The following is a 14,594-nucleotide window of genomic DNA, read 5'->3' on the forward strand; positions in this document are numbered from 1 at the left end:
AGTGCCCACCCCCTGGTTCGGAGGTCTCCGTGGTGTCCGTGGTGTCCGTGGTACCTGAGTCCGGGCGGTCCTCGCGGCCCACCGTGGCCGTCGTCGGCGCCGGCGCGGCCGGTGCGCTCGTCGCCGTCCAGCTGTGCGAGGCGGCGGCCCGGCGCCGTACCGCGCTCGACCTCGTCCTCGTCGACCCCGCGCCGGAGGCGGGCCGGGGCGTCGCGTACGCCACCGCGGTCCCCGAGCACCGGCTCAACGTGCCCGTCGGCGGCATGAGCTGCTATCCGGACGACCCGGGCCACTTCCGGCGCTGGCTGTGTCGTCACGGCGAATCCACCGTCACCGCGGCGGACTTCGCCTCCCGGTACCGCTACGGCTCGTACCTCGCCGACACGCTCGGGCGCGCCGTCATCGCCGCGCACGGCACGGTCACCGTACGGCGGCTGCGCACCCGCGCGACGGGGTGCGCCGACGCGGCCGGGGGGCGGCTGGAGCTCCGGCTGGCCGACGGCGGCACGGTGGCGGCGGACAGCGTGGTCCTCGCCACCGGGCCCGCGGCGGGCCGGGCGGGCTGGGCGCCGGCCGAGCTCGTCGCCTCCGACCGGTTCGTCGCGCGCCCCTGGTCCCCCGGCGCGCTCGACGCGGTCGGCGCGGCCGACGACGTCCTCCTCGTCGGGACCGGGCTCACCGCCGTCGACCTCGCGCTCGTCCTCGACCGTCCCGGCCGTACGGTGCACGCCGTGTCCCGCGGCGGGCTGCTCCCCCAGCCGCACGCGGTCGCCCCGCTGCCCGCCGTACCGCCGCCGCCGGGCCTCGCCGGTATGCCCTTCCACCGCCTCCGCCGGGAGGTGACACGGCACTTCGCCGCCACGCGGCGGGTCCACGGCGACTGGCGGCCCGCGCTCGACGGGCTGCGGCCCGAGATCGTACGGCTCTGGCAGGGGCTTTCCGACGACGAGCGGACGGAGTTCCTCGGCCGCGACGCCACCCCGTGGAACGTGCACCGGCACCGCATGGCTCCGTCCACGGCGGAGACGGTCGCGCGGGCGCGTGCCGCGCGGAGGCTCCGCGTCCACGCGGGCCGGGTCGCCTCCGTGGCGCCGGGGCGGGACGGCGGCCTCGTCGTCTCGCTCGACGACGGACGGGAGATCAGGGCGGCCTGGGTGGTGGACTGTACGGGGCCGGGGCTGCGGGCCGACGGCGATCCGTTGTGGGGCGGTCTGCTGGCCGACGGCCTCGCCGTACCCGGGCCGCTCGGCATCGGTGTGTCCACCGACGGCGGTCGGCTGCTCGACGCCGAAGGCCAGGCCGGGCGGCCGCTGTTCACCCTGGGGGCGCCCCGGCGTGGCGAGTTGTGGGAGACGACCGCGATCCCCGAGATCCGCGCCCAGGCCAAGGAGGTCGCCGAGGCCGTGCTCGCCCCGCTGGCCCGCGCTCCCCGGTCGGCACGCCGCCGGCCCACCGACCAGTTCGGGCTGCCGCTCTCCACGCATGCCGCCGCCGCGGCGTCCTTCCGCTGCGGGCTCGGCCGGGTGATCACCGTACGGGCGAAGGCGGCCGAGGCCTTCGCGCGCGCCACCGAGCTGGACCCCGGGTTCGCCCTCGGGCACGCCGCGCTCGCCCTGCTCGGGCACGAGTGCGGGGCGGACGTCGACGTCGCCCGGGAGCTCGCGGACGCCCAGCGCAGTGTGCGGGAGCGCGGGGACGAGCGGGAGCGGTCGTTCGTCGACGTCGTCACCCGGCGGATCGCGGAACACGAGACCCACGCGGCGGGCGGGATGCCGGGGGACGGCGACACGGCGCTCGTCGAGCACCTCGGCCGTTATCCCGACGACGCGTTCGCGCTCGGCATCGCGGTGCCGACCATCGCCTTCTCCGGTGTCGCGGACCTCGACGGGTCGCTGGCCCTGGGGCTGGTGGAACGGACGGCGCCCGCCTACGCGGGGCACTGGTTCCACACCTCGCTCCTCTCCTTCGTCCGGCAGGAGCAGGGGCGGATCGGGGAGGCCGGTGAGCTCGCCCGGGCGGCGCTCGCCGCGGAACCCGCTTCCGGCCACGCCGTGCACGCGCTCGCCCATGTCCACTACGAGTCCGGTGAGCACGGCGTCGGCCGGGACTGGCTCGACGGCTGGATCGGCGGCCAAGGGCGGGGGGCCGTGCACCGGGCGCACTTCTCCTGGCACGTGGCGCTCCACGAGCTGGCCCTCGACGACTCCGCGGCCGTGCGCCGCCGGTGGTTCGCCCAGCTGGCCCCGGGTCAGGTGAACGGGGTGCGGGCCCTGGTCGACTCCGGATCGCTGCTGTGGCGGGCCAGGATGTCGCGGAACTGGACCGGCCGCGTTCCCGTCGACGGGGTGCTCGACGCGGTCGCCCGGGAGCTCGTCGAGCGTCCCTCGACCGCGTTCACGGCCCTGCACAGCGCCGTCGCGCTCACCGCCGCGGGCGATCTCCCGGCGCTCCGCCGGCTGAGCACCCACGCGGCCGGCGCGGACCCGGTGCAGCGGGAGGTCATCGTCCCCCTGTGCGGCGCGCTGGAAGCCGTACTGGAGGAGGAGTGGGCGACGGCGGTGCGCGAACTGCGCGGACTGCTGCCCTCGCTGCGCCGGGTGGGAGGCAGCGCGGCCCAGCGCGAGGTCGTCGAGGAGACCCTGCTGTACGCCCTGGTGGAGGCGGGGCACAGCGACACCGCCCGCCACCTCCTCGAACAGCGCCTCGACCGGCGTGCGTCGCCGCTCGACCGGCGGAGGCTGGCGGGGCTGACCGCCTGACGGGAAGCGTCGGCGGCGTCGGGACGCCACACGGCACGTGATCGGTGGGGCAGGGGCATTCGCTCCTGCCCCACCGTTTGCATGTTGCAGCCCTGCTCCCGAATGTAGTACTTCTTATACATGAGCGAGCAGGTGCACAACAGGCTGGCGGTTGTACGGGCCGAGCGGAAGGTGTCGCGACAGGCACTGGCCGAGGCAGTGGGCGTCCACTACCAGACCATCGGCTACATCGAGCGCGGCCAGTACAACCCCAGCCTCGACCTGGCCCTGAAAGTGGCCCGGTTCTTCCGGCTGCCGGTGGAGGCGCTGTTCTCCCTGGAGCCGTTCCAGCCGCTCACCGACGAGGTCTACGGGAGGAAGCAGTGATGACCGCGACGCGCTACGACCGGCGGATGTACGCCGTGATGAACGACCGCCGGGCAGCGGCGGTGTACGCCACGGCGGGGCGGCGCCGGCTGCTGGTGGGGGCCCATGTCGTCCTCACCGGCGTCGGGGTGGCCGCGTGGATCGGTACGGTCTTCGGTTCCGGGTGGATCCTGGCCGTCGCGGTCGCCGCGACGCTGCTCCCGTGGGTCGTGCTCACCGGGGCGCTCAACGGCTCCACGCGAGGACTCCTCGAACTGCGCGGCCGGATGCTGGACGAGCGGCAGCTCGTCGAGCGGGACCGGGTGCGGGCCGTGGCCCACCGGCTCACGCTCTGGCTGCTCGTGGCCGCCGCGTTCGGTACGGGCGCCTACGGCGTCCTGGCGGACGCGCCGCTCCGGGCCGCAGTGACCCCGGTCCTCGTCGGGGTGCTCGCCGCGCACTGGATGATGCCGCTGTGGGTGGCGGGCCTGCGGGTCCAGGACGAACCGGGCGAGCCGGAAGCGGAGTTCGGCGACGCGTCCTGAGGACGCGCCGCCCGGGGACGCCTTCTCAGCGGGGCGTCAGTACGCGGAACTCGTTGCCGTCGGGGTCGGCCAGTGCCACCCCGCCGGTGTCGTTCCCGTCCGTGTCGATGCGGGTCGCGCCGAGGGAGACCAGCCGGTCGACCTCCGCCCGCAGGTCACCGTGGGCCGGCGGAGCGAGGTCGAAGCGCAGCCGGGTCCTGCCGTGCCTCGGGTTCAGCGGCGGGCCGCCCCAGGTGACCTTCGGTCCCCCGTGCGGCGAGCGGATCGCGGTCTCCTGGTCCTGGTCCCAGACCAGCGGCCAGTCCAGCGCCTTGCTCCAGAAGTACCCGACCTCCTGCGTGCCGTCGCAGCTGAGCGCTCCGATGAATCCGCAGTCGGCGAGGAACGTGTTGCCCGGCTCGATGACGCAGAACTCGTTGCCCTCGGGGTCGGCGAGCACGACGTGCCCCTCCTCCCCGGTCTGGCCGATGTCGAGGTGCCGGCCGCCGAGTTCGAGCGTCCTCGCCACGACCTGCTGCTGGTCGTCGAGGGACGTACTCGTCATGTCGAAGTGCAGCTGGTTCTGCACCGCCTTCTTCTCCTGGGTGGGGAGGAAGCGGAGCCGGAAGCCGGTGTCGTCGTTCGGGAGGAGCACGATGCCGTCGTCGGAGGCGGCGCTCACCTCCCAGCCCAGGAGACCGGCCCAGAAACGTGCCAGGAGGGCGGGGTCGTTCGCGTCGAAGCTCAGCGCGTGGAGGTGGGACGTCATCCGCCGGAGACTGCCCGAAGAGCCCCTGCCGATCAACCGGTTTTCGGCTCGCGGTCACACGCTCGCGAGGAGGTCGTCGAGCGGGGCCGGTACCTGCCCTGAGTCGAGGGCCTCGGCGAGGAGGGTTCCGTAGCGGATCTTGCGGCCCTTCTTCGTCCCGAGGAAGCGCCGCAACTGCTGGTGCCGGGGGCGGCCGTTCTGCGCGGGCTGGTGCAGGAAGGTCTGCCAGGGGCGGAGGTCGCCCTCCGCCTGGATGATCTCCTCGACCCTCGCCGTGCCCAGGGCGCGGATGAACTCGTCCTCCAGGTCCGCCGCGCACACGTAGATGTCGCGCCCCGATGCCCCTGCCCGCGTCAGGCCCCGGTCGTAGAAGGGCTGCTCGCGCTCGTCGCACAGGCCTGCCAGGCGCAGGCCGAGGCCGGGCGGGCCGAGGAGGCCGGCGTAGCGGGCGATGTTCATCGCCCCGCCCATCGACAGCACGCACACGCCCTCGGCGGCCAGGTCCCGGCCGCGCCGCGCGGCCAGGGCCTCGACGGCCGCGAGGTCGCTCAGGCCTTCCAGCAGCACCGCCGTCCGTACGTCAAGACGCTCGGCCAGCTCGCTCGCCGGCTCGCCGGGGCCGCCGCTCGCCCAGTCGCCGACCGCTACCCGGAACGCTTCCATCTGCACCATGCGGCGAGTCTGTACTGCCGCCGACGGCACGGCACGGGATTTTCGGCGGCCGGCCACGGTGCCGGCCCCTCAGGACGGGAGGGGGACGGCGGCGGAGAGCACGGTGCCTTCGCCGGGGGCCGACTCGACGGCGAGGGTGCCGCCGAGCTGCTGGAGGCGGGCGCGCATGGCGGGCAGGCCGTGGCCGCGTACGCCGCCGGGCCTGTCGGTGGGAGTGAAGCCGCGGCCGTCGTCGGCGATGTCGAGGACCACCTGGTCGTCGAGGTAGGTCAGGGTGAGGGCGGCGGCGGTGGCGTCGGCGTGCTCGCGGATGTTGGCGAGGGCGCCCTGCGCGATGCGCAGCAGCGCGGACTGCACGCGTTCGGGGAGGGGCGTGGTGGGGGTGCCGTCCTGGTGGAAGCGGACGTGGAGGGTGTCGGAGGTCTCCCGGTCCGCGAGGGTGCGCAGCGCGTCGTCGAGGCTTGTGCCGTCGGCGAGGTCGGCGGGGGCGAGGTCGTGGACGAAGCGGCGGGCCTCGGCCAGGTTGTGTTCGGCGATGGAGGCGGCGGTACGGATGTGGCGGCGGGCGGTCGCCGGGTCGCTGTCCCAGAGCCGGTCCGCGGCCTGGAGGAGCATCTGCTGGCTGGACAGGCCTTGGGCGAGGGTGTCGTGGATCTCCATGGAGAGCCGCTGGCGCTCGGCGAGGGTGCCCTCGCGGCGCTCGGTCGCGGCCAGTTCCCTGCGGGTGCGGACGAGGTCGGTGATGACGGTCCGGAGCCGGTCGGCCTGCCGCTGGGAGTGGATGAACACCGCCGTGGCGACGGCGGCGACGGCCGGTGGGGAGAACAGCAGGTTGGGGTCGAAGCCGAAGCGCAGCCGCAGTTTGACCTGGGCGGCCACGACGGCGGCGGTCAGGAGCGCGACGAGGACGACCGCGGGCCGGGTGCGCAGGGAACGCAGGCCTGTGTAGAAGAGCGGGACCGCGCACCAGCCGAAGCTCGGCGCCAGCACCACCAGGGTGAGCCAGGTGCCGATCACGGCCGTCAGCCAGAGCGCGGGGGCGGTGGTGGGCGCGCCGGACGCCGCGGGCCGCCGGGGGCCCAGGACCGGGCCCAGGACGTACAGGAGGGCCAGGACGACGGCGAGGGCGATCACCCAGGGCGTGGAGGGGGCGCCGGGGTGGACGATCAGGTACCGGGTCAGCGACGAGCACAGGAGGACGAAGAACGCCACGTGCATCACGGTGGCGAGCCAGCGGGCGTCGGGGTCGGCCGCCTCCGTGTCGAGGGGTGGCCGTTCGTGTGTCCGCACTGCTTCGCTCCTTGCCGCCGGCCGCTTCCCCCAGGGCCAGGCTATCCGGAGAGATCCATTCCGCATCAACCGATCGGCTGACCCCCGGGTCCTCCGCAGGGGCCGCCGGAGGCAGCCCGTAGGCCGACCGTCCGGGGCCCTGGGCGGCACCAGGATGGAGTGCAGAGCGGGAACGCAGAGCTTCCCGAGGCCCCTCAGGGGGCGCCGTCCCAAGGAGCTGATGATCGTGAAGAAGCTGTCCCTGCGCACCCGTGTCCTGACCGGTACGGTCGCCGCCGCCGCGCTGGCCGCCGGTACCTTCGGCGCGGTCTCCGCCAACGCCGCCACCCCGGCCGCCGCCCCCGCCGCGGTCACGGCCGACGCGAAGAACAAGAACACGACGGAGTCGACGCACCTGACGATCGAGGCCGCGACGAAGGCCGCGCAGGCGACCCTGGACGCCGCAGAGAAGGAGAACCAGCGCGTCTCCGTCGCCGTCGTCGACCGCAACGGCAACACGATCGTCACCCTCCGCGGCGACGGCGCCGGACCCCAGTCCTACGAGTCCGCCGTGAAGAAGGCGTACACCGCCGTCTCCTGGAACGCCCCCACCTCCGAGCTCGCCAAGCGCCTCACCAACGCCCCCACCCTCAAGGACATCCCCGGCACCCTCTTCCTCGCGGGCGGCGCCCCCGTCACCGCCAAGGGCGCCCCCATCGCCGGCATCGGCGTCGCCGGCGCCCCCTCCGGCGACCTCGACGAGAAGTTCGCCCAGGCCGGCGTCGCCACCCTCGGCGAGTGACCATGGGTGACCACGACCGCCGCCTCCTGGCTGCCGCCCGCCGGGGCGACGCCGGGGAGGTGCGCGCCGCCCTGGACGCGGGGGCCCGGGTGGAGGCCCGGGACGAGGAACTGCGTTCCCCGCTGCTGCTCGCCGCGCTCGGGAGTCATGTCGAGGCGGCCCGTGTGCTGGTCGCGGCCGGGGCCGATCCGAACGCCCAGGACCGCCGTCACGACAGCGCGTGGCTCGTGACCGGCGTGACCGGAAGCGTCGCGATGATGCGCGCCCTGCTTCCCGGGGGCCCGGATCCGGCGGTGCGCAATCGTTTCGGCGGGGTCTCGCTGATCCCCGCGAGCGAGCGTGGTCACGTCGCCTATGTGCGGGCGGTGCTACGGGAGACCGACATCGACGTGGACCACGTCAACGACCTCGGCTGGACGGCCCTGCTGGAGGCCGTGATCCTCGGGGACGGCGGTCGCCCGCACCAGGAGGTCGTCGAGCTCCTCCTCGCCGCCGGTGCCGACCGGGAACTCGCCGACGCGGACGGCGTCACGCCCCTGCGGCATGCCCGGCGCCGCGGGTTCGACGCGATCGCGGCACTGCTGGCCACGGTCTGAGGGATCCGCCTCCCGCCGAGCCCCTCGCGGTGAGCCTCTCGCGCCGAGCCCTTCCCGGCACCGGCGGGCGCCGGAGGTGAAGAACCTCCGGCACCTTCCCGGTGAGCGGGAACTGGCTCCTGCGCCGGGCCGCCTCTCCCTGCCAGGCTCCGGTCCGCTGTGGTTCCGGGCCCCGGCCCCGACGAGGGGCGGGGCGGCAGGGAGGACGTGACGGATCATGACAGGCGCGCAGACGGTCGCCCGGCTCGCGGACCGGGCCGCGGAGAGATACGGGGGCGAGGAGGCCCTCGTCTTCGGTGAGGACCGGTGGTCGTTCGCGGAGCTGCGGGACCGGGTCGACCGGGTGGCACGCGCGGTGATCGCCCAGGGGGTGCGGCCGGGCGACCCGGTCGCATTGTGGGCGCCCAACAGCGCCCGCTGGGTGGTGGCCGCGCTGGGCGCGGTGGCGGCGGGCGGAGTGCTCGTCCCGGTGAACACCCGCTACAAGGCGGCCGAGGCCGCCGACATCCTGCGCCGGTCCCGCGCCCGGCTCCTCTTCACCGAGGACGACTTCCTCGGGACGGACTACCGGGCCGTGCTCGCGGAGTCGGGAGAGGAACTCCCGCTGCTCGACAGGACCGTGGCCCTGCACTCCGCGGAATGGGACGGGTTCCTGGTGGGCGCGGACCGGGTGACCGGGGAGGAGCGGCTGGCCCGGAGCGCCGCCGTCCGGCCCGGGGACACCGCCGACGTCCTCTTCACGTCCGGGACCACCGGCCGGCCCAAGGGCGTCCCCGCCACCCACGCGCAGAACCTGCGCGTGTACGACGCGTGGGCGCGCGCGGTCACGCTCCGGCGCGGCGACCGCTACCTTCTCGTGAACCCGTTCTTCCACACCTTCGGCTACAAGGCGGGTGTGCTCGCCTGCCTGTTGCACGGGGCGACGATCGTCCCCGAGCGGGTCTTCGACGCGGAGACCGTCCTCGGCCGGATGCGGGACGAGCGGATCTCCGTCCTCACCGGCGCGCCCACCGTCTTCACCTCGCTGGTCCACCACCCGCGGCGCGCGGCGTACGACCTGTCCTCGATGCGAATGGCCGTCACGGGGGCGGCGAACATCCCCACCGCGCTCATCGAGCGGATCAGGACGGACATCGGCGCGCGGAACATCAGCACCGCGTACGGACTGACGGAGGCGACGGGCGTGGTCGCGATCTGCCGGCCGCACGAGTCCCCCGAGACCCTGGCGGGCACCTCCGGAACGGCCCTGGAGGGCACCGAGCTGCGGATCGACGCGCCGCCCGGGGAGCCCGGCGAGATCCTCACGCGCGGCGATCACGTCATGCACGGCTACCTCGACGACCCCGAGGCCACCGCCGAGGCGGTCGACGCGGACGGCTGGCTGCACACCGGGGACGTCGGCGTCCTCGACGAGCGCGGGTTCCTGCGGATCACCGACCGGCTCAAGGACATGTTCGTGGTCGGCGGGTTCAACGTGTACCCGGCCGAGGTGGAGCAGGTGCTGCGCGGCCATCCGGACGTCCTGGACGCGGCGGTCGTGGGCGCGCCGGACGGGCGGCTCGGGGAGGTCGGCGTCGCGTACTGCGTGCCGGCGGCGGGGACCCTGATCGACGCGGCGGACCTTTCCGCCTACACGCGGGAGCGGCTGGCCAACTTCAAGGCGCCGCGCGCCTTCCACTCCGTGGCGGCGCTCCCGCACAACGCCGCCGGAAAGGTCGACAAGGCCGCTCTGCGCCGCCGCACCACCACCACCGGATGAGGAGAGTACGAAACGTGAACGACAGCATCACCGACTCCGTCGACATCGTGGTCGTCGGGGCAGGCGTCACCGGCCTGTACGCCGTCCACAAGCTGCGCGGGCTCGGCTACCGCGTGCGGGGCTTCGAGCGCGGGGACGACGTGGGCGGCGTCTGGTACTGGAACCGCTACCCGGGCGCCCGCTGCGACGTGGAGTCCGTGGACTACTCGTACTCCTTCGACGAGGACCTCCAGCAGGAGTGGGACTGGAGCGAGAAGTACGCCACGCAGCCGGAGATCATGCGCTATCTGCGCCATGTCGCCGACCGGTTCGACCTGCGCCGCAGTTACACCTTCTCCACGTCGGTCCTCTCGGCCGAGCTGGACGAGAGGACACTGCGCTGGACGGTGCGCACGGACGGCGGGGAGGTGGTCTCGGCACGGTTCTGCGTGTACGCCGTCGGCTGCCTCTCCAGCACGCACGTACCGGACATCCCGGGGATCGCGGAGTTCGGCGGCGCCACCTACCACACGGGCGCCTGGCCGCACGAGGGCGCGGACCTCACCGGTCTGCGCGTCGGCGTGATCGGCACAGGCTCCTCCGGCATCCAGGCCATCCCGCTGATCGCCGAGCAGGCGGCGCATCTGACGGTCTTCCAGCGCAGCGCCAACTACAGCATGCCGGCCGGGAACGCGCCGCTGGACGAGGAGACGCGCCGGCGGCAGAAGGCGGGGTACGCCGAGCGGCGGCGGCTCTCCCGGCTCAGCGGCGGCGGCTCGCCCCACGCGGCGCACCCGTCCGGGACGTTCGAGGTGTCGGAGGAGGAGCGGCGGGCCGCGTTCGAGAAGCGCTGGGAGCTGGGCGGGGTCCTGTACTCCAAGACGTTCCCCGACCAGCTCACGGACCGGGCGGCCAACGACGCGGCGCGCGCGTTCTGGGAGGAGAAGGTCCGCGCGCTCGTCGACGACCCGGACTCCGCCGACCTGCTGGTCCCCGCCGACCACCCGATCGGCACGAAGCGGATCGTCACGGACTCGCACTACTACGAGACGTTCAACCGCGACGACGTGCGCCTCGTGAGCCTGCGCGAGAACGCGATCGACCGGGTCGACGGCGGCGGGATCGTCCTGGCCGACGGCGCGCGGGTGGAGCTGGACGCGATCGTGTTCGCGACCGGCTTCGACGCGATGACCGGCGCGCTCGACCGGATCGACATCCGGGGGCGCGGCGGCCGGAGGCTGAGGGACGTGTGGAGCGGGGGTCCCCGCACCTATCTGGGCCTGGGGGTCGACGGCTTCCCGAACCTGTTCAACCTCACCGGTCCCGGCAGCCCGTCCGTCATGGCGAACGTGGTGCTGTGCGCCGAGCAGCACGGTGACTGGCTCATCGACTGTCTGCGCCACCTCGACGCGTACGGCTACCGGGGGATCGAGGCGAGCCCGGAGGCCGTCGAGGAGTGGGTCGCACAGTGCCGCGACCGGGCGGACGCCACGCTGTTCCCGGCGGCGAACTCCTGGTACCTGGGGGCCAACATCCCCGGGAAGCCCCGGGTGTTCATGCCGTTCATCGGGGGGTTCGGGGTGTACGGGGACATCATCGCGGACGTGGCGGACTCGGGGTACAAGGGGTTCGACCTGCTCACGGGCTGACCCGCGCGGACACGGCCCGATGCCCCCGCTCCCTCCGGACCAGGAGGGGGCGGGGGCATCGGGCGTGCGCGGGCGCGGTGGTGCGTGTCAGTGCGGGGCGAGTGCCGTGCGCAGGACGCCGAACGCGGTCGCGCGGGCCTCGGCGGCTTCCGGCAGGGCCTCGGCGGACATGGAGAGGAAGCCGTGGAACATCCCGGCGTAGTGGTGGGCCTCCACGGCGACGCCGGCGGCGGTGAGGGCCGCGGCGTACGCGAGGCCGTCGTCCCGCAGGGGGTCGAAGCCGGCGGTGACGAGGTGGGCGGGCGGGAGCCCGGACAGGTCGGCGCCGGCCAGCGGGGCGGCGTAGGGGGCGGTCCGGTCGGCGGGCTCCGGCAGGTAGGCGTCCCAATACCAGCGCAGGTGGTCGGAGGTGAGGAAGTACCCCTGGCCGTTCTCGCGGTGCGACGGCCGGGAGCGGGTGGGGTCGAGCATCGGGTAGTAGAGCGCCTGGCAGGCGATGCGGGGGCCGCCCCGGTCGCGGGCGAGGAGGGTGAGGACGGTGGCGAGGTTGGCGCCGGCGCTGTCCCCCGCGACGGCGATGCGGCGGCCGGGGAGCGTCCTCGCCGCCCACAGGAGCGCCGTGTAGGCGTCTTCGGGGGCGGCGGGGAAGGGGTGCTCGGGGGCGCGGCGGTAGTCCACCGCGACGACGGTGGCGCCCGTACCGAGGGCGAGGGCGCGGCAGAAGCCGTCGTGGCTTTCGAGGTCGCAGAGGGTGAAGCCGCCGCCGTGGCAGAACAGGACGACGGGGGCGTTCTCCTGGGCGGCCGGGTCGTAGACGCGTACGGGCACGCCGTCGGCGTCCCGGTCCTCGACGTGGGCGACGGGGAGCGGGGTGACGGCGGGCTTCTGCCGGGCGGCGAGGAAGGCCCGTACCTCGGTGACGTCCGTCATCTCCGTGCCCAGGGGCGGGAAGTGGGCGGCGGCGAGGTCGATGAACGCCTGGACCTCGGGGGCGGGGCGGGTCATTCGTTCGCTCCCTTCGGGGGCAGGGCGGGCATCCGGCCTGCCGACGCCCCGCCGTCCACGGCGAGTTCGGCGCCGGAGAGGTAGGAGGCGTCGTCGGAGGCGAGGAAGGCGACGAGGTGCGCGACCTCGTCGGGCTCCCCCACGCGGCCGAGCGGCGCGGCCGGGTGGGCCGTGGTTCCGAGGTGGGCGGTCATCGCGGTGGCGATGGCCCCGGGGTGGACGGAGTTGACGCGGATGCCGTCGGCGCCGAGTTCGAGCGCTGCGGTCTTGGTCAGGCCGCGCAGCCCCCATTTCGCGGCGCCGTACGCGCCGTGTCCCCAGATGCCCTGGAGGCCGGCCTGCGAGGAGATGTTGACGACGGACCCGCCGCCGCTCGCCCGCATCGCCCCGGCCGCGGCGCGGATGCCGAGGAACGGGCCGATGAGGTTGACCCGGAGGAGCGCCTCCAGGCGGGCCGGGTCCTCGTCGACGATGGGCGAGGTGGAGTAGATCGCGGCGTTGTTGACGAGGACGTCGAGCCGGCCGAAGGTGTCGACGGCGGTGGCCACGGCGGCGGCCCAGGAGTGCTCGTCGGTGACGTCGTGGCGTACGAAGCGGGCGGCGGCGCCGAGGGAGGCGGCGGTCGCCTCGCCCTCGACCTCGCGTACGTCGGTGAGGACGACGCGCGCCCCGAGGGCGACGAAGAGGCGGGCCTCGGCCTCGCCCATGCCGCGGGCCGCGCCGGTGACGAGCGCGACCTTTCCGGTGAGGTCGACGGCCATCAGCGGCTCTCCTCGTCCGCGCGGGGGCCGGCGATGTCGTTGACGGCGAGCCAGCTGAAGGTCATGGCGGGGCCGATGGTCGCGCCGGGCCCCGGGTAGGTCTCGCCCGTGACCGCCGCCGAGACGTTGCCGGAGGCGTACAGGCCGGCGATCGGTGTTCCGTCCTCCCGGAGGACGCGGGCCGTCGCGTCGGTGACGAGGCCGCCCTTGGTGCCGATGTCGCCGGGGTGCACGGGGATCGCGTGGAAGGGCCCCTTCTCCAGGGGCGCCAGGTTGGGGTTGGGGAGCGTCGGGTCGCCGTAGTAGCGGTCGTAGACGCTGTCGCCGCGGTGGAAGTCCTCGTCGCGGCCGGCGCGGGCGAAGCCGTTGAAGCGGTCCACGGTGGCGCGCAGCCGCTCGGGGGCGACGCCGATCCGTGCGGCCAGTTCCTCCACGGTGGCGGCCTTCTTGACGAATCCGCTCTCCAGCCACGGCTTGGGGAAGGGTTGGCCGGGGAGCAGGCCCATGAAGAGGTAGCGGGACCTGGCCGTGGCGTCGAGGATGAGCCAGGACGGGACGGTGCTCGCGCCGGGCTTGTCGTGGGCGTACATGGCGTCGACGAACTCGTGGTAGGGCGCGGCCTCGTTGGCGTAGCGGTCCCCCGCTCCGTCGACGATGACCATACCGGGGACGCCCCGGTCGGCGACGAGGAAGAACGGCTTGCCCTCGGGCACCACGACCGACGGCGCGCCCCACACCTTGTCCATCAGGTCGGTCCCGGCGCCGAGCGCCGTGGCCGGTTCCAGGGCGTCGCCGGTCTGTCCGTCGGCGGCGGCGCTCCACGCGCTGGAGGTGGGTGCCGGGAGGTGCTTCTCGCGCAGGTTCTGGTCGTGCGAGAAGCCGCCGGAGGCGAGGACGACGCCGCCGGTCGCCCGGACCGTGAGGTCGCGGCCGCCTCGGACGACGCGGACGCCGGTGACGCGGCCGTCCTCCTCGACCAGGCCGGTCAGCGGCGTGGCGAGCCAGAGCTCGCCGCCGAGGGTGTCCAGGGAGTGCCGCATGCGGGCGATCAGCGCCTCGCCGAGGGAGAGCAGCCGCTGCCCGGTGAGCAGGGCCTTGACGGCCCGGCCGCCGACGCGGGCGGCGGTCCGCCGGCCGGCCCAGGTGCGGCCGGCCATGTTGAGCCCGCGGAAGTCCTTGGAGGTGATGGTGAGGCCGTACGTGGGCAGGCCGGCCCTGCGCATGGTGGCGCGCTGTTCCGGTCCGAGCTTCTTGAAGTCGAAGATGCGGGGTTCGATGGAGCGGCCCTGCGGGTAGCCGCCGAGGCGCTCCGGGTAGTAGTCGGAGTAGCCGGGGGTGTAGACGAACCTGACGGCGGTGCGGTCATGGAACTCCCTTACCATCCGGGGTCCGTGGGCGACATAGGCGTCCTTGCGGGCGGCGGGTACGCGGTCGCCGACGGTGGCGTCCAGGTAGGCGCGGGCCTTCTCGGGGGTGTCGCCGAGCCCGGCGGCGTCCAGGTGGAAGTTGTTCGGCACCCAGATGGCGCCGCCGGACAGGGCGGTCGAGCCGCCGTACACGTCGGTCTTCTCCACCACGAGGACGGTCAGCCCGCGCAGCCGGGCGGTGATCGCGGCGGCCATCCCGGCGGAGCCGGAGCCGACCACGACCACGTCGTAGGTGTGGTCCCAGGTGTCGTTCATCGGGTTCTCCCTCGTCATCGGGC

13 protein-coding genes are annotated in these 14,594 nt (G+C 74.2%); 7 read left to right on the forward strand and 6 right to left on the reverse strand.

Annotation, left to right across the window (positions count from 1 at the left end):
• The first annotated feature begins 83 nt into the window (after positions 1-83).
• The 3 genes from ACZ6K0_RS09145 to ACZ6K0_RS09155 all read left to right on the forward strand — a co-directional run bounded on the left by ACZ6K0_RS09145 (position 84) and on the right by ACZ6K0_RS09155 (position 3,649).
• A complete protein-coding gene (locus ACZ6K0_RS09145) occupies positions 84-2,759 on the forward strand; it encodes an FAD/NAD(P)-binding protein (RefSeq protein ID WP_469234359.1) in 2,676 nt (891 codons plus the stop codon).
• A gap of 120 nt (positions 2,760-2,879) precedes the next feature.
• Positions 2,880-3,125, forward strand: coding sequence for a helix-turn-helix transcriptional regulator (locus tag ACZ6K0_RS09150; protein ID WP_329619159.1), 246 nt, complete (start codon positions 2,880-2,882; stop codon positions 3,123-3,125).
• On the forward strand, positions 3,125-3,649 hold the full coding sequence (locus ACZ6K0_RS09155) for a hypothetical protein (protein ID WP_469234187.1): 525 nt from the start codon (positions 3,125-3,127) through the stop codon (positions 3,647-3,649). The genes ACZ6K0_RS09150 and ACZ6K0_RS09155 overlap by 1 nt, the downstream gene beginning before the upstream one ends.
• Positions 3,650-3,674: 25 nt before the next feature.
• Here ACZ6K0_RS09155 and ACZ6K0_RS09160 read toward each other — a convergent pair whose 3' ends face one another.
• The 3 genes from ACZ6K0_RS09160 to ACZ6K0_RS09170 all read right to left on the reverse strand — a co-directional run bounded on the left by ACZ6K0_RS09160 (position 3,675) and on the right by ACZ6K0_RS09170 (position 6,287).
• Complete coding sequence (locus tag ACZ6K0_RS09160) at positions 3,675-4,397, reverse strand: VOC family protein (RefSeq protein WP_469234185.1); 723 nt, start codon at positions 4,395-4,397, stop codon at positions 3,675-3,677.
• 54 nt (positions 4,398-4,451) lie between these two features.
• On the reverse strand, positions 4,452-5,069 hold the full coding sequence (locus ACZ6K0_RS09165; RefSeq protein WP_469234183.1) for a TOPRIM nucleotidyl transferase/hydrolase domain-containing protein: 618 nt from the start codon (positions 5,067-5,069) through the stop codon (positions 4,452-4,454).
• 69 nt (positions 5,070-5,138) lie between these two features.
• Positions 5,139-6,287, reverse strand: coding sequence for a sensor histidine kinase (locus ACZ6K0_RS09170; RefSeq protein ID WP_469234357.1), 1,149 nt, complete (start codon positions 6,285-6,287; stop codon positions 5,139-5,141).
• 298 nt (positions 6,288-6,585) lie between these two features.
• Here ACZ6K0_RS09170 and ACZ6K0_RS09175 point away from each other — a divergent pair, with 298 nt between their 5' ends.
• The 4 genes from ACZ6K0_RS09175 to ACZ6K0_RS09190 all read left to right on the forward strand — a co-directional run bounded on the left by ACZ6K0_RS09175 (position 6,586) and on the right by ACZ6K0_RS09190 (position 11,123).
• The gene (locus tag ACZ6K0_RS09175) at positions 6,586-7,140 is read left to right on the forward strand and encodes a GlcG/HbpS family heme-binding protein (protein WP_469234181.1); all 555 of its coding nucleotides are present in this window, start codon (positions 6,586-6,588) and stop codon (positions 7,138-7,140) included.
• Positions 7,141-7,142: 2 nt separating this feature from the next.
• Positions 7,143-7,736 (forward strand): ankyrin repeat domain-containing protein, encoded by a 594-nt coding sequence (locus ACZ6K0_RS09180; RefSeq protein ID WP_376406293.1) that lies wholly within the window; start codon positions 7,143-7,145, stop codon positions 7,734-7,736.
• Positions 7,737-7,953: 217 nt separating this feature from the next.
• Positions 7,954-9,495, forward strand: coding sequence for a FadD3 family acyl-CoA ligase (locus ACZ6K0_RS09185; protein ID WP_469234179.1), 1,542 nt, complete (start codon positions 7,954-7,956; stop codon positions 9,493-9,495).
• Between the two features lie 14 nt (positions 9,496-9,509).
• The gene (locus ACZ6K0_RS09190) at positions 9,510-11,123 is read left to right on the forward strand and encodes a flavin-containing monooxygenase (protein WP_469234177.1); all 1,614 of its coding nucleotides are present in this window, start codon (positions 9,510-9,512) and stop codon (positions 11,121-11,123) included.
• 87 nt (positions 11,124-11,210) lie between these two features.
• Here the strand turns inward: ACZ6K0_RS09190 and ACZ6K0_RS09195 are convergent, their stop codons facing one another.
• Genes ACZ6K0_RS09195 through ACZ6K0_RS09205 form a run of 3 tightly spaced genes read right to left on the reverse strand, consistent with a single transcriptional unit; the run spans position 11,211 to position 14,589 of the window.
• Complete coding sequence (locus ACZ6K0_RS09195; RefSeq protein ID WP_376406299.1) at positions 11,211-12,128, reverse strand: alpha/beta hydrolase; 918 nt, start codon at positions 12,126-12,128, stop codon at positions 11,211-11,213.
• Positions 12,125-12,889 carry a glucose 1-dehydrogenase gene (locus tag ACZ6K0_RS09200; RefSeq protein WP_469234175.1) on the reverse strand — a complete coding sequence of 255 codons (765 nt, stop codon included), beginning with the start codon at positions 12,887-12,889 and terminating at the stop codon, positions 12,125-12,127. The genes ACZ6K0_RS09195 and ACZ6K0_RS09200 overlap by 4 nt, the downstream gene beginning before the upstream one ends.
• A complete protein-coding gene (locus ACZ6K0_RS09205; RefSeq protein ID WP_469234173.1) occupies positions 12,889-14,589 on the reverse strand; it encodes an FAD-dependent oxidoreductase in 1,701 nt (566 codons plus the stop codon). The genes ACZ6K0_RS09200 and ACZ6K0_RS09205 overlap by 1 nt, the downstream gene beginning before the upstream one ends.
• Positions 14,590-14,594: the final 5 nt, after the last annotated feature.

Source organism: Streptomyces sp. NPDC042346 (genome assembly GCF_055581845.1).